Origin of the sequence: Lysinibacillus sp. OF-1 (assembly GCF_028356935.1) — a bacterium.
Taxonomy (GTDB): Bacteria; Bacillota; Bacilli; order Bacillales_A; family Planococcaceae; genus Lysinibacillus; species Lysinibacillus fusiformis_D.
In genome coordinates this window covers 1,301,798-1,316,726 of the sequence record NZ_CP102798.1, presented here as the reverse complement: position 1 = coordinate 1,316,726, position 14,929 = coordinate 1,301,798, and the positions used below count along the sequence as shown (strand labels likewise).

General features: G+C 38.5%; 16 protein-coding genes and 1 riboswitch. Of the genes, 6 read left to right on the top strand and 10 right to left on the bottom strand.

Annotated elements, in window-relative coordinates; translation table 11 throughout:
- Window positions 1-76 precede the first annotated feature (76 nt).
- Window positions 77-1,192: an N-methyl-L-tryptophan oxidase gene (solA, locus tag NV349_RS06215; RefSeq protein WP_036127723.1), complete on the top strand. Its 1,116-nt coding sequence runs from the start codon at window positions 77-79 to the stop codon at window positions 1,190-1,192.
- 47 nt (window positions 1,193-1,239) lie between these two features.
- Here the strand turns inward: solA and NV349_RS06210 are convergent, their stop codons facing one another.
- The 4 genes from NV349_RS06210 to NV349_RS06195 are packed head-to-tail and all read right to left on the bottom strand — an operon-like array spanning window position 1,240 to window position 4,761.
- The gene (locus tag NV349_RS06210) at window positions 1,240-1,803 is read right to left on the bottom strand and encodes a 5' nucleotidase, NT5C type (RefSeq protein WP_271912620.1); all 564 of its coding nucleotides are present in this window, start codon (window positions 1,801-1,803) and stop codon (window positions 1,240-1,242) included.
- 16 nt (window positions 1,804-1,819) lie between these two features.
- Window positions 1,820-2,905 (bottom strand): FAD-dependent oxidoreductase, encoded by a 1,086-nt coding sequence (locus NV349_RS06205; RefSeq protein ID WP_271912618.1) that lies wholly within the window; start codon window positions 2,903-2,905, stop codon window positions 1,820-1,822.
- Window positions 2,902-4,014, bottom strand: coding sequence for a bifunctional diaminohydroxyphosphoribosylaminopyrimidine deaminase/5-amino-6-(5-phosphoribosylamino)uracil reductase RibD (ribD, locus tag NV349_RS06200; protein ID WP_271913547.1), 1,113 nt, complete (start codon window positions 4,012-4,014; stop codon window positions 2,902-2,904). Before ribD ends, NV349_RS06205 begins: the two co-directional genes overlap by 4 nt.
- A gap of 15 nt (window positions 4,015-4,029) precedes the next feature.
- Window positions 4,030-4,761 carry a GTP cyclohydrolase II gene (locus tag NV349_RS06195; protein ID WP_089932088.1) on the bottom strand — a complete coding sequence of 244 codons (732 nt, stop codon included), beginning with the start codon at window positions 4,759-4,761 and terminating at the stop codon, window positions 4,030-4,032.
- A 269-nt stretch (window positions 4,762-5,030) separates the two neighbouring features.
- Here NV349_RS06195 and NV349_RS06190 point away from each other — a divergent pair, with 269 nt between their 5' ends.
- The 4 genes from NV349_RS06190 (at window position 5,031) to NV349_RS06175 (ending at window position 8,842) form a co-directional block, all read left to right on the top strand.
- Complete coding sequence (locus tag NV349_RS06190; RefSeq protein WP_036127739.1) at window positions 5,031-5,666, top strand: GntR family transcriptional regulator; 636 nt, start codon at window positions 5,031-5,033, stop codon at window positions 5,664-5,666.
- 158 nt (window positions 5,667-5,824) lie between these two features.
- Entirely contained in the window at window positions 5,825-7,024 is a 1,200-nt protein-coding gene (locus tag NV349_RS06185; RefSeq protein WP_036127743.1) for a quaternary amine ABC transporter ATP-binding protein, read from the top strand.
- Window positions 7,017-7,871, top strand: coding sequence for an ABC transporter permease (locus NV349_RS06180; RefSeq protein WP_036127746.1), 855 nt, complete (start codon window positions 7,017-7,019; stop codon window positions 7,869-7,871). The genes NV349_RS06185 and NV349_RS06180 overlap by 8 nt, the downstream gene beginning before the upstream one ends.
- A gap of 86 nt (window positions 7,872-7,957) precedes the next feature.
- Complete coding sequence (locus NV349_RS06175; RefSeq protein WP_036127748.1) at window positions 7,958-8,842, top strand: glycine betaine ABC transporter substrate-binding protein; 885 nt, start codon at window positions 7,958-7,960, stop codon at window positions 8,840-8,842.
- Between the two features lie 46 nt (window positions 8,843-8,888).
- Here NV349_RS06175 and NV349_RS06170 read toward each other — a convergent pair whose 3' ends face one another.
- From NV349_RS06170 to NV349_RS06160, 3 genes are all read right to left on the bottom strand, one after another.
- Window positions 8,889-9,203, bottom strand: a complete 315-nt coding sequence (locus NV349_RS06170; RefSeq protein ID WP_036127751.1) for a DMT family transporter — start codon at window positions 9,201-9,203, stop codon at window positions 8,889-8,891.
- The gene (locus tag NV349_RS06165; protein ID WP_036127755.1) at window positions 9,203-9,544 is read right to left on the bottom strand and encodes a DMT family transporter; all 342 of its coding nucleotides are present in this window, start codon (window positions 9,542-9,544) and stop codon (window positions 9,203-9,205) included. Before NV349_RS06165 ends, NV349_RS06170 begins: the two co-directional genes overlap by 1 nt.
- Window positions 9,545-9,669: 125 nt before the next feature.
- Window positions 9,670-9,766, bottom strand: a riboswitch (guanidine-I (ykkC/yxkD leader).
- Window positions 9,767-9,797: 31 nt separating this feature from the next.
- Window positions 9,798-10,946 (bottom strand): PstS family phosphate ABC transporter substrate-binding protein, encoded by a 1,149-nt coding sequence (locus NV349_RS06160; RefSeq protein WP_271912614.1) that lies wholly within the window; start codon window positions 10,944-10,946, stop codon window positions 9,798-9,800.
- A 251-nt stretch (window positions 10,947-11,197) separates the two neighbouring features.
- Between NV349_RS06160 and NV349_RS06155 the strand changes: the two genes are divergently transcribed.
- Window positions 11,198-11,671 (top strand): YbaK/EbsC family protein, encoded by a 474-nt coding sequence (locus NV349_RS06155; RefSeq protein ID WP_058843284.1) that lies wholly within the window; start codon window positions 11,198-11,200, stop codon window positions 11,669-11,671.
- Window positions 11,672-11,729: 58 nt separating this feature from the next.
- Here NV349_RS06155 and NV349_RS06150 read toward each other — a convergent pair whose 3' ends face one another.
- From NV349_RS06150 to NV349_RS06140, 3 genes are all read right to left on the bottom strand, one after another.
- Window positions 11,730-12,983, bottom strand: a complete 1,254-nt coding sequence (locus NV349_RS06150; protein WP_271912612.1) for a glutathionylspermidine synthase family protein — start codon at window positions 12,981-12,983, stop codon at window positions 11,730-11,732.
- 23 nt (window positions 12,984-13,006) lie between these two features.
- On the bottom strand, window positions 13,007-13,636 hold the full coding sequence (locus NV349_RS06145; protein ID WP_036127814.1) for a substrate-binding domain-containing protein: 630 nt from the start codon (window positions 13,634-13,636) through the stop codon (window positions 13,007-13,009).
- A gap of 134 nt (window positions 13,637-13,770) precedes the next feature.
- Window positions 13,771-14,820 carry a DUF418 domain-containing protein gene (locus NV349_RS06140; RefSeq protein WP_058843281.1) on the bottom strand — a complete coding sequence of 350 codons (1,050 nt, stop codon included), beginning with the start codon at window positions 14,818-14,820 and terminating at the stop codon, window positions 13,771-13,773.
- Window positions 14,821-14,929 lie beyond the last annotated feature (109 nt).

The following is a 14,929-nucleotide window of genomic DNA, read 5'->3' as shown; positions in this document are numbered from 1 at the left end:
GCCTATTTATTTTCTAAAATTTCTGTTTCCTTCCCTGCTAATCTGTTATACTAGAGCAAAAAAGTAGGGATTCAGAATGGTATATGATGTCATAATAGTTGGTGCTGGCTCCATGGGGATGGCGGCTGGTTATTATTTAGCAAAGAAAGGTAACAAAGTTCTTATGCTAGATGCCTTTACTCCCCCGCATGAAGAAGGTAGTCATCATGGAGATACAAGAATCATTCGCTTTGCTTATGGTGAAGGGGCTAGCTATGTACCTTTTGTAAAAAGAGCTGGTGAGCTTTGGCAAGAGCTAGAGTCTTTAGCCAATGAGAACTTATTTTTACAAACTGGCGTAGTCAATATTGGAGAACCAACCTGTGACTTTATTCAGAATGTCAAGGCAAGCTCAGCACTCTATGATTTAGCACTCGAACATTATTCAGCAGCGGAAGCGATGAACAAATGGCCAGGGCTATTCTTGCCAGAAGATTTAGTGGCTTGCTTTGAGCCGACAGCAGGCGTCCTTCGGGTAGAAGCATGTATTCGAGCATATCAAAAATTGGCGTTAGAGGCTGGTGCAAGCTTACAGACGAATGAAAAAGTACTTGCTATTCAAGCTGGAGAAATTGTACAGGTGCAAACTGTACATAACCTTTACAAAGCAAAGCACTTAATAGTGACGGCTGGTGCATGGGCAACCGAGTTACTACAAACGATGGGCGTAACCATCCCAGTTACCCCAACACGTAAAACGTTTGCATGGTTTGAGGCAGATGAGGAGCTTTATCGTGATGAAAATTTCCCAGCCTATTGCTTTGAATTTGCAGATTCAACCTACTACGGCTTTCCTAGTATTGATGGAGCAGGATTAAAACTTGGGCGACATGATGGTGGCGAAGTGATCAATCCAAATACTCCTTTGCGCCCATTTGATGATGCAGATCTTGTTGATTTACAAAATTTCATTCATCAGTTTATGCCCAAGCATGGTGCAATAAAATACGGCAAAACATGCAAGTATTCGATGACTCCTGATGAAGATTTTATAATTGACTTTTTGCCTAAACATCAAAATATTATTATTGCTGCAGGTTTTTCGGGCCATGGCTTTAAATTTAGTAGCGCTGTAGGGGAAGTACTAGCGGAATTAATTGTAGATGGCAAAAGTAAACAGGATTTATCAACCTTTAAGTTGAATCGATTTTAAAAAAATAAAGATTGGTACAACGAACGCATAATCGTTGTACCAATCTTTTATTTTTGTATCAGCACTTGAAACTCTTGCCAATCATATAAACGTGGAAGATTCACATGCTGGTTATAGGATTGATTTTTTAAGATCACCTTTGTTGTCACATCATGAAGTGTTTCCAGCACTGTTGGTTTATCATCTACATAAACATCTAACGCAAGCTCTTTTATAATATTGACTTTTTCTGCATCCTGCATTCCACAGAAAAAATGACCGTCCGTTATTGGAAAACCTTGCGCCTCCATCCATGCTCTTGTTTGTGCACAGTATTGTTTGGGACGAGATGTAATATAGTAAATATCATGCCCTTGCGCCGCTAGAGCTTGGAGCGTTTTTATTGCCCCCTCAAAAGAAGGACAGTCCGTAAAATAAATCTCCTCCATTGTACTATTCCACATTGCATAACCTTCTTCGTCTGTTAAACCAAAAGGCTCATGTATTTCTACACGTTGTAAGGCTTGAAAGGTTTTAAAGGAAACATTTTTACCTAGTTTTTTATTATAGAGTAAAAAAGCGTGTGCTCGTAAATCAATTAAAGTGTCATCTATATCAAAGCCAAATTTCATCTAGTTGTTCGCCCTTTCAAGAAGCCTTATTTATAAAGTTAGAAGCAAATGTTTGCTCTTTTTCAATTTGTTTTGCTAATACTTCCTCAATGGCTTGCTTACGCATTTGTTGAAAATCTTGTACATTAAATTGTGCTAACGTGTCTTTATTTAGCAAAGATGCCAAACAATCGGCATCCTTTAGAGCACTATTTAATCCAAATGCCCCAGTTGGTGTCATCGTATGGACAGCATCACCTAACAATACAATGCCCTGGGTACCCCAACAGTCACAGTGACTACTAAAAACATCTAATAACACAAAATCTTTCCAAGATTGAATATGCTCTTGTACTGTATTAGCTAATAGTGGAAATTGTGTTGTAAGCTGCTGGATAAAAGGAGTAAAAGCTTGTTTGCGCAGCTGAGGGAAACTACCCTGTTCGATATTCCAGCCTATTTGAATATAACCACCAACTTGCGTAAACAATGACAGCTGCTTATCATCGATTAGTGCCATTTTTATCGAAGGTTCCCAATTTTGGGGTGCAGGAATTTTAGCCCATAGTAAATCAAAGCCATGTTTCTGTTTCTGAACATCAATATGTGCTTCCTTACGAATGGTAGAATAGCGACCATCTGCACCAATAATTAATTGGCTATCAATTTTAATAGTGTTTCCATTTTTTATTGCTATAACTCCTCTATAATGACCAGAAGTGTCTACGATGAGCTTTGTTACCTTTGTATGTAGCAAGCATGTAAAGTTGGGAAACGGCCGTGTATTTTGTAAAATTCCCTTTAATAAATGAGCTTGTGGGACATGTATGCCTAAATGACCTACTGCTTCATCAGGAAAAATCGTTTTAAAGGCGTTACCATCTGCGTAATACTCCAGCTTCTCCATTCGTAATATACCGTGTGACTCAACTGCCTCAAAAAGATGATGATTTTTTAAAACAGCCTCGCCCTCTTCATTTAAGTGCTCGCCTCGAAATGACTGACCAAGTGCTGCGTTTTGCTCAAGTAGGATCACTGTTAGCCCTTTTTTGGCTAGTAAGTAGGCTAACAGTGCGCCAGCTGGTCCTGCCCCTACTATACAAACATCTGCTTGATAGTTCACTTTTCTTCACCTTGCTTTGGATAAGCAATAATACGCAAATCCTCGCCTACCTTATCAAATGAAGTCCATTCAACATTCCATGCCTCATTCATTTGAGAAGGACTATAACCAGCAAACGGTGTTAATGATAGATTCCCACCGAGAACTTTAGGCGCTATATACACCACATATTTGTCGATCGCTTCTTGCTGTAAAAAAGAAGCATTTATTTTACTTCCTCCTTCGAGCAAAATATCCGTAATGCCATGTGTATAAAGCTTTTCAAGCATATCATCAAGCTGAAGTCCATATTCATTTTTACGTACTGGTAAAACCGTCACACCTTTGTCTGTAAATCGCTTCATTTTTTCTTGGCTTACGTCCTCACTACATACAAGAATCGTATGTGCTTCCTCCGTATTTAACACATTTGCATAATCGGGTGTGCGTAGAGAACTATCCATAATAATACGTGTTGGATTTTTTCCGTATCCTTCTTTTAATCTTGTTGTTAAAGTAGGATTGTCAGCAATGACTGTACCCACACCGACTAAAATTCCATCTACTTCATGGCGAATATAGTGAACATCCTCACGTGCAGCCTCGCCAGTTACCCATTTAGAATGCCCTGTATGTGTGGCAATTTTCCCATCTAAAGTCATAGCAAATTTGGAAATAACAAATGGGCGTTGTGTCAGCATATTGTGGATGAAACGTTCATTAACACGGCGAGCTTGTTGCTCCAAAACTCCCACCTCAACTACTATTCCCGCATCCCGTAGCAATTGAATGCCTTGCCCTGCTACAGCTGGGTTTGGATCTTGCATGGCTACCACAACTCGACTTACACCAGATTCCTTCACTAGCTTCGCACAAGGTGGTGTCTTCCCATAATGCGAACAAGGCTCTAACGTTACATATAATGTAGCATCTTGTGCATGCTCTCCAGCCATACGAAAAGCATGCACTTCAGCATGTGGTTCACCTGCTTTTCTGTGTAAGCCCGTGCCTACAATTACGCCATTCTTCACGATCACAGCCCCAACAAGTGGATTAGGGTTCGTATTTCCTTTGGCACTCGCTGCTAAATCGAGTGCTAATTGCATATACTTTTCATCAACATTTGCCATCATCACAACCTCCACCTATTGTTTTTCGCGCATATGTCCAGATTTTTCAACTTTTGTTTCTAAATAAAAACGATTTGTCTCTGTCAAACCGCCCCATAATGGAACATGCCCTTCGGCAGCCATACCGCGAGCCTGTAAAGCAGCCAATTTCTTCGGATTATTTGTAATAAGTGTGACAGGTTTTGTGCGTAGAGTAGCTAATACCGCAAGTGCCTCGTCATATGAACGAGTATCATCTGGGAAGCCGAGTGCATGATTTGCTTCTACTGTATCTAGCCCTTCCTCTTGTAATAAATAAGCAAGAGATTTAGAGAATAACCCTATGCCACGACCTTCATGATCGGCTAAATAAAATATAGCGCCACAGCCGTGCTCTGCGATCATTTTCATGGATTCATGCAACTGGTAGCCACAATCACAGCGCTGACTGCCAAAGATGTCACCAGTGTGACAAATACTATGCATTCGGATTAAAGCATCCTCGGAATGGGTAAAATCACCATACACCAGCACAGATGATTGTTGCAAAAATGCTAAATTGGCATTTGCTAAACCATCAATAATTTCCTCTTTCGTTAAATTTGCATCAACTGTTAGCCAGTTATACCATTGAAATGATGCAGAAAAATCGCCTTGTTTTACAGGCAAATTTACTGGGCCAACTAGACAAATATTTTCTGTATTTGTATGCTTCACGATTGTCATTTTATCCTTCACTAAGTCCATAACTTTAGTCGTAATTGTCATATTAATCTCCAACCTTCTATAGAAACAGTTGGCTGAATTCGCCAACTGAGCACATGTATTTTTACATCACTTACATAACGTAACTTAGTTTATAATAATAACTAAAAAGTGTCAAACAACAGCTATTATTCTTTTAATATAAATGATAGATACCAAAATTTTAGCATTACTTTTTCATCATATACCACTAGCTTATGGAGGTGCTATTTTTTCTGTGCAGGCTAGTCTATAATAAGCTGTGGTACTGTAATGACGAAAGGAAGTTTAAAATGAACTTAGAAAAAAATGTTCAAGTAAAGCAGCCAAAATATCAACAAATAGCCATCGACCTTGCCTCTAAGATCGTAGAAAGAAAATACCGCATTGGCGATAAAATATACGCAAGATCCTCTCTTGCAAGTCAATACAATGTTTCAGCAGAGACTGCGAGAAGAGCCATTGCCGTGTTACAAGACTTAGAAATTGTTGAGGCTTCTAAAGGTAGCGGCGTAATTATTAAATCGTATGAAAAAGCAGCACAATTCGTCAGACAGTTTCATGATGTTCAATCCATTCACGAAATACAAAATGAACTATTGACGAGTATTCAAAAGCAGCATCATGAATTAATTAATTTACAAGACAAGGCAAAGCAGCTCATTAGCCGCACTGAGCATTACCGTTCGGTCAATCCATTCATTCCTTATCAATTAGAAATGACAGCTGATAGTCCATGCATTCATCAAACTGTACAAACCTTAAATTTTTGGCAAAATACATCAAGCACCATTGTCGGTATCCGACGTGGCAATGAATTATTACTATCCCCTGGTCCTTATGTCTCATTTGAGGAAGGTGACATTATTTATTTTGTCGGAAATGATGAAAGCTTCGCCAGAGTTCAAAGCTTTTTATATCCAAATTAAAAACCGTTTAAACGCTGATATAACAGCGTTTAAACGGTTTTTTTCTTATTAGTCGATTTGACAAAAGTAACAACTCTTTGTTACAGTAAGGTTGTTACTTGTTTATTTTTGGGTATCATTATCCTCACATAGTAATAATCTACGAAAGGAGTGCTTCTATGGAAAAAATTAAAATAGAACACGTATCAAAAGTGTTTGGTAAACATATTCCCCAAGCACTAGAACTCGTTAAACAGCAAAAAAGTAAAACTGATATCTTAAAAGAAACAGGTGCGACTGTTGGTGTATACGATGCAAGCTTTACGGTCAACGAAGGAGAAATCTTCGTGATCATGGGACTGTCAGGAAGTGGTAAATCAACACTTATACGGCTCTTAAACCGCCTTATTGAACCAACGAGCGGAAATATATATATCGATGGAGAAAATATTTCTACTATGGGAAAAGAAAGTCTACGGACTGTCAGAAGAAATAAAATGAGTATGGTTTTTCAAAACTTCGGTTTATTCCCCCATCGCACATTACTTCAAAATACCGAATATGGCCTTGAAGTTCGAGGTATTTCAAAGCAAGAACGCCAAGCAAAAGCGGAACAGGCTCTCGAAAATGCTGGATTACTCGCATACAAAGATCAATACCCAAGTCAATTATCAGGTGGTATGCAGCAGCGTGTTGGGTTAGCACGTGCCCTTGCCAACGATCCTGAAATACTATTAATGGATGAAGCTTTTTCTGCACTGGATCCATTGATCCGTAAAGAAATGCAAGATGAGCTACTTGATCTACAACAAAAATTGAAGAAAACTATTTTATTCATTACACATGATTTAAATGAAGCATTACGTATTGGGGATCGCATCGCCATTATGAAGGATGGTTCAATCATTCAGATTGGTACAGGAGAAGAAATATTAACCAATCCAGCCAATGACTATGTCAAAACATTCGTGGAAGATGTGGACCGTTCGAAAGTATTAACAGCAGAAAACGTTATGGTGCGTCCTGTTTATGTCAATGTAGACCTTGACGGTCCTAAAGTAGCGCTTAAACGTATGCGTCAAGAGGCTGTCAGTTTATTAATGGCTGTTGATAAAAATAGACATTTAAAAGGATTTATTACAGCTGATGATGCACTGGCTGCAGCTAAAAAACACGAACAAACAGTCCATTCTATTGTGCAATCAGAGGTGTTAACTGTTCCGCCAGATATGCTTTTACAGGATATTTTAGGAATGATCTATAATTCACCTACTCCTATTGCAGTTGTCAAAGATGACCGCTTACTGGGTGTTCTGATTAGAGGCGTTGTCATCCAAGCACTGTCAACGAGCGATGAGGAGGCCGAAGCACATGAATAATTTTTTAGATAATATTCCAACAATTCCACTAGCTACGTGGGTTGAATCAGCTATGGACTGGTTGACGAGTAATTTTTCAGCGTTCTTTAACACGATTCAACAATTTGGAAAACTACTCATGAATCAGGTCACTGATTTACTAATTAGTATCCCAGCCATTATTCTTATATTACTTGTCGTGATATTTGCCTTCTTTGTAGCTGGTAAAAAATTCGGGCTTGCCGCATTTTCATTAATAGGCTTGCTGTTTATCTATAACCAAGGATTATGGACTCACCTTATGGAGACAACCACGCTTGTAATCTTTTCAAGTATTATATCCATCATCATCGGTATTCCACTTGGTATTCTAATGTCCAAATCAACAATAGCTGAAAACATTATTAAACCAATACTCGATTTCATGCAAACAATGCCTGGCTTTGTGTACCTAATCCCAGCAGTTGCCTTCTTCGGTATCGGGATTGTGCCTGGTGTCTTTGCTTCTGTTATTTTTGCTTTACCCCCAACTGTACGTATGACAAACCTAGGTATTCGTCAGGTACCAAAGGAATTAGTAGAAGCCGCAGACTCTTATGGTAGTAAGGCTAGTCAAAAACTATTTAAAGTAGAAATTCCTCTTGCGAAATCAACGATTATGGCAGGAATTAACCAAACCGTTATGCTATCACTTTCTATGGTAGTTATCGCCTCTATGATTGGGGCTCCAGGTCTAGGACGTGAAGTATTAACAGCCTTACAGCGTACACAAGTTGGGAATGGCTTCGTTGCAGGCTTAGGCTTAGTTATTTTTGCGATTATCATTGACCGTTTAACACAAAGCTTCAATAAAAAGAAAGCTTTATAGAATATAGTTAATCTTTCTCGCCTGCAGCCATCAAGCGATGGGTGTCGGCAGTTTGATACAAAACGATGAATAGAAAGGGAGATTCGATGAAACTGAAAACACTATCTAAGTTAGGAATGGCTCTAGGTCTAGGCCTCATGCTTGCTGCATGTAGTGGAGGCGACACAGGGTCAAGCTCTGGTAAAAACAGTGATTCTAAGGAGGTCAACTTAGCCTATGTTGAATGGGATACAGAAATCGCCTCAACGAATGTTGTGGGGCAAGTACTCGAAGATTTAGGCTATGATGTAGCATTAACTCCTTTGGATAATGCGATTATGTGGGAGGCTGTTTCGAAAGGAGAGGCTGATGGAATGGTAGCGGCATGGTTACCACATACACACGCCTCACAATATGAGAAATATAAAGCTAATTTAGATGAGCTTGGCGAAAACCTTGCTGGTGCAAAAATTGGCTTAGTTGTCCCAAGTTATATGAATGTAAATTCTATTGAAGATTTAACAAATGAAGCTGATCATACTATTACAGGTATCGAGCCTGGTGCTGGTATTACTGCTGCTACAGAAAAAGCTTTAGGAGAATATGATAATTTAGCAGATTGGAACTTTATTACATCTTCTTCTGGTGCCATGACAACTTCATTGGCAAAAGCGTTAAAAAATAAAGAAGAAATCATTGTAACTGGTTGGTCACCACACTGGAAATTTGCAAAATATGATCTTAAATACTTAGAAGATCCAAAAGGTGTATATGGTGGCGAAGAAACAATTAATACATTTGCTCGTAAAGGCTTAAAAGAAGATTTACCAGATGTATACTCGGTGCTTGATAACTTCCACTGGACTGCAGAGGATTTAGAAAGTGTCATGCTTGAAGTAATGGATGGCAAAGATCCAAAAGAGGCTGCAAAAGAATGGGTGGAAGCTAATCCAGATAAAGTAGCAGAATGGACAAAAGACGTAAAAAAATAATATAAAAAATGCACTTCCACTTTTACAAGGGGAAGTGCATTTTTTCTTACGACAATAGCTTCAACATAATGGCTGCTCCTAAAACAAGTACAATGCAAACCATTCGTCTCCAGTCCTTTGATTCATTAAAAAATAACATACCCAGTAGTGCTCCCCCAGCTGCTCCAATTCCTGTCCAAATAGCATAGGCAGTACCCATTGGTAATGTTTCCATCGCATAAGCAAGACCCGCAAAACTTAAGGTAAATGCAAAAATCAGCAGCCCTAAATTTTTTATAGTCTTTGTTTTATTATATTTACTAATCATATATACGCCCATCATCTCACATAACCCTGCCATAACTAATGCCATCCATGCCATTATTCATTCACCTCTTGTTCCTTCGGCTCTCCCGTTACAAGCTTTAAGCCCACAACTCCTGCAAGTAAAACAACAATACATATTATTTTGGCTAATTTCCACGGCTCCCCAAACAACAAGCTATCCGCACAAACAGTCCCCGCTGTCCCTAATCCAACAAAGACAGCGTATACCGTACCAACAGGTAAATGCTCCCCCGCTTTTATGAGTAAATAAAAACTAATAAATATAGCAATAACTGTCCCAATCCATTCCAGCACACTCGTTGCATGCTTTAAACCAATGACCCAGCCTACTTCAAAGCAAGCCGCTATAATGACACTGATCCATTGTTTATTCATCCTAAATCCCTCCATTTTATGAGACACGGTCGATTAACTGATTGATAAAGCACCTTCCTCAGCTTTCGCCAAATAACATGATTTTAGCCAAACAAAAAAGCCTGAAGAAACTGTCATTAAACAGTATCTCCCAGGCTTTTATCCTTCCGTGTCACAAAATTAATTTGTGGTTTTCTCTCGGACCAGACTAGCAAAAGCTACGGAACCCTAGAAAACTTTTCATTCGATTGTTGCTCTTAGTATAGCAAACCTTTTAATAATTTTCCACTGGTACATAGCCGACCCTTTCAACTATCGCTTGCCCTTCCTCAGAAAGTATCCATTCAATAAGTTTCTGCGTATTTTGATTTTCTGTTCCGGCTGTGATGGCATAAAATTCAGCAACTAAAGGATATGTATCATTTTGAATCGTTTCTTTTGTTGGGGCTACTCCGTCAATGGATAGTAATTTGATTTTTTGATTACCTACCATCTCTGTAGAATAATATCTAAACGTAAAGCCCATTGCGTTTTTATAATTTCGATATTGCGACACTTCACGAATGATTCCTCCCATTCCCGACACAATATCTTCAGAAGGCGCCGCCATAATTGGCGTATTGCCCATCAATTTTTCTAATGTTGTTTGACTTCCACTATCTGCTGGGCGTTGGAAAGCACGGATTGGCTCATTCTCCCCACCGACCTCGTGCCAATTGGTTATTTCACCAGCGTATATTTTCTTCACCTGCTCAAGCGTTACATTATCCACACTGTTTTTATGATGCACGAAGAAGACAAATGCTTCACGTCCAATTGGTGTCATGTCAAATGTAAGACCTTCCTTTTCTGCTTGCCACTCTTGTGAGGTGGACGGTGCTGCTGCAAAGATAAGATCCACATCTCCTGCTATTAAATTTTGATAGGCTTCAGGTGTTCGGCTTACTTGAACTCTACTAGTATCTGGCTGATAGTCACCTTTGGGATAAGTAGCCTCTACAAAAGCCGCATACAAAGGATACATGGCTGTTGCACCATCTAATCTTGGTAATGACTCGGTCAATTGTAAGGATGCTTTTGTGTCAGGCTTTATCACTTTATTGCCCAGCGTAAATGGCTGATAGGCAGATACATCAATTTCCGCATCAACAGTAGGAATGCTCATTTTATAATAATGTTGGATTGGTTTGATGGAAGCTATTAATAAGGCAATACCCATTACTCCAAATAACCATCCTCTTCGTCTTTTGGTGTTGGTCCATTTAAATACACTACAAATAAACAGGACAAATAAACAAACAGGTACTGTCCAAACTAACTGTATCAAATGAATGCTGCCATTCAGTGTGATAATCAATGCAACCATTAATGTCACTACTGATAAACCAATCAACACAGATACGATTTGTATAAACTTTAACATTGGAACCCCCTTTTAGTGTAATTTTACACTCTCTATAGTTAGCATACTTGAAAGATAGAGCATTCACAACTATATATTCTGAAAATTATGCTAAAATTAAATTTATCTTGATTTAACGACTTCTTTTGTTTTTACAAAAAAAACGGAAAAGTCCCTCTTTAAAGGGAGAGGAGCTTTTGAAGAGCAAGCTCGAATGAATCAGGACACCATTATGACGAGGCGTCAGTGATAAAAGTAGGAGGAATGTACATATGGCGATTGAAAAAGTACGTAGTCATTTAGCAAAATGGCATGTTGAGCACAAAATACAAGAGCTGGAAGAAAGCTCAGCGACTGTTGAATTAGCAGCGCAGGCCCTTGGCTGCGAGCCCGAACGCATCGCAAAATCATTATCTTTTCTTGTGAATGATGGCGCGGTATTAATTGTTGCTGCAGGGGATGCTAAAATCGATAATGCAAAATATAAAGCAATGTTTGGTACAAAGGCAAAGATGTTATCCAAAGACGATGTGGAGACGATGATTGGTCATGATGTCGGAGGTGTTTGCCCTTTTGGTGTGAACGAAGGTGTAGCCATTTATTTAGATGAATCTCTGAAACGTTTTACCACTGTTTTTCCTGCATGTGGTAGCAGCAATTCTGCCATTGAGGTAACGATTTCAGAACTCGAAACGTATGCCCCCTATAAAGAATGGATTGATGTCTGTAAAGGCTGGAATGAATAAGGACTAAACGATTGGCGAGACTATTAACAGTCTCGCCACTTCTACAAAACTAGATTTGTTAGTCCCTATAACCCACAGCTAGCCAATGTGAATCCCATTCTGTTATTTGATTACCGACACGACAGCTTAAACCACATGCTCGATTGTCAGCAACAAATGAACCTATTAGCCATTTTTTAGTCTGATATCCTTCTTTTAATTGAATTGTCATGCTAGGCATCTCCACATACTGTTGGAAAATAAATAAATTATCATCATAATGTGTGGATGTGGAGGCATTTATTTTCTGCCCACTTGCTGCGTAAATTTCTACTGTATTTCCTTCCCGAGAATAAACAGGCTTCTTCACATAAGGAAAATTATTACGAATAAACGGCTCAGCTGAAAGATAGGTTGGTAGCATATATTGCTGAATAGCTACCCGTTCCTCAGCGGTAAAGAGTAAAGGATCGTTTCTCCGCTCCCATATTAACCACAATAAGATTTTCGATTGTAATACATAAGCAGCAGGCGGATTAATGATAGCTAACTGTCGTTTTTTGACAAGTTCTAACAAATGCAGCCCAATGCGATCACCATCTGATGCTACATCATCCATTAAAAACTCTACAGGATGTGCAGGTCGAAATAATATATCGATTTTCTCCATTGCAGGTGTATAAAGACCTTGTACTATATGTGGTGTATCACTAGTAAATATGATGAGATCCTGGATAGGTACATACTCAATATCAAAAGGAATACAGCGCTTAATAAACTGTACCTGGCAATACTCCTCATAATCCTCTTTGGCTGCTTTACCCGTGATGACAACCTTTGGCTTTTTAACATTATGTAAATATTGCATGGCAGCAAAAAGCGCACCTGACAATGTTTTTTGTAAAGCTATTGTATCATTTGGATTGTTATAGCCAAGATGCTGACAAAGTGCCTCATTTATCTCGAAGGTTTCTTGTACAAGGAACGGTGTTTCTCCATTCAACTCTAGACATTTAATGTGGCCCTCCTCTGTACAAACAAAGTCAAATCGCGCCAAAACAGATTGCTGTTGTAAATAGTCTAATTGAATATACGGTATCATTTCAGGGCGAATCCCTAACGCTAAAAGTTGATCAATCGACAAATGCTTAAATTGTTTCCCTACTTTTAAAAAGATGCGCCAAAGTATTTGTGTTGCGTAGTGAAGTTGATCGATCTGCTGCTTTGGCAATTCTAAGACATCATATAACGCATACTCTAAATCCTCAAAGTCAGGAAAAAAGTCTGAGAATTTTGAATAGAACGCTTGCCGTTGTTGTGTATGATTCATCATGTTATTTGCTCCCTTTCCACACTTTATGAGGAGGACGAGCCGCCACGGGATGCTCCACCTGAACCAAAACCAGATTTTCCTTTGCTGGAGGGGGAGCTATTAGAGTAGGAGTTCGTGCTTTTTGATGAACTGTCTGTTGAATAAGAGCGTTGTCCACTCGAATAAGTATTTGAACCATTTGAAGTTGTACCAGCCTTATTTTTTGAACTGTTTGTAATACCATTTGTAGATTTATTATTTGCATTACCACTTTGTGTCGATCGCGGTACTGCAGAACCGCCACCATTTTGCTCATTTCGATCTGTGCCATTTTTTAAATTACGACTTTTATAAATAGCACTTCCAATCATTGCTCCAGCAGTTGCATACATAAGCCCATTAAAGAAATGCTGTGCATAGTAAGGAGAATTTTCATCAAGACATTCATAGGAGCCATCGTCTCCTTCTTGCCATTCATCACAGGCATCTGCCATTTCACTATTATAAACACTTACTATCTCTTCATTTGTGTTTCCTTGACCTTGATCTTCCGTTACTGGGGTAGACGTAGAAGAAGCTACTGTCTGTGTTTCGCTATTGCCACATGCTGCTAATTGGACAGCCATAAAAGATGCCGTTGTCACAGCCATATATTTTTTCATTTGCTTTGCCATATTATAAACGCTCCTTTATTTCTGTTCTCTAGTTTACGATTGTCTATCATGATAGGTTTCACTTTTACAAAAACATACAATTAATTTTAACAAAAAAATCCCAAACCGTATGCATGTTTGGGATTTCCAGAGTTTTATGATTGCTTTGTCACAGTTTTTTTGCCGTAAGTCATAAATCGCCATAGCTTTTCGAATGGTCCAATTGAAAAGAATTTAAACCAAATCACACTAAAAATAATTTGAATGATAAAAGTAATGCTCGCGATGATTACTATTTCTGATGGTGAAACGACTTGTAAGCCCATTAACGAAATGATAGCCGTCCCAATAAAGCTTTGTGCCAAATAGTTTGTAAACGCCATTTGTCCTACACGTCCAATTGGTTGAAGCAGCTTCGCTATTTGTTTATTTTCTAATAGTAAAAATAAACAGCTTAAATAAAAATAGGTTGTTGGCACAACTCCTAAGCCAATAATGGATTGGATTTGTTGGTCATCTGCTTGTGATGCGAACCAAATCCATAGAGAAAATCCAATAAAGAATGGACATGTACTATAAAGCACTCTTTTTATTTTTTGAGCATGCTCACTAATATGGCCAACCCAACCAGCTTTTGCAACTAAAAAACCACTTAAAAACATGATAAAAATCGCTACGGCATCATTTCCTAATAAGCCATAAATAGCTGATAAAACAGCATTATTTGGCATATACATTTGACCTAGGATAACAAGAATATGAAGTGAAATGATGGTAAATAACCATTTACTAATAGTTGAAATCTTGACAGAGTAAAATGGTAGCAATAAAAATCCAATCACCGCATAAATGGCTAAGATGGAACCCCAAAATAGAAAAATATGAATAATGCCAATCAATAATAGGGCCAATAAACGTCTAGCAAAACGCTTTCTTGGTTTATCCCCACGAGCTTCTGCACGTGAAGCAAAAATATAAAAGCCAACGCCAAACAGAAATGAAAAGATAGAGAAGAATTTCTTTTCAATGAAAATATCAATAAGTGAATCAATGATGCCATTGATACCACTCATATCAGGCATAGGACCTCCCTCTATGAGGACCACATAGGCACCTACATTAATAAATAAAATACCGAATAACGCTAATCCTCGAATAATGTCTAAGGAAACGATACGTTCCTTTTGTGTAACAGATGGATTCATGTTGAATTAACTCCTTATCTTTTATGCTATAGCTAGCATAACTCCCCATCCTTACAGCTATTTTTTTTAAAGCTTACAGGAACCTTACAAATCAAAAATAGTCTTATAG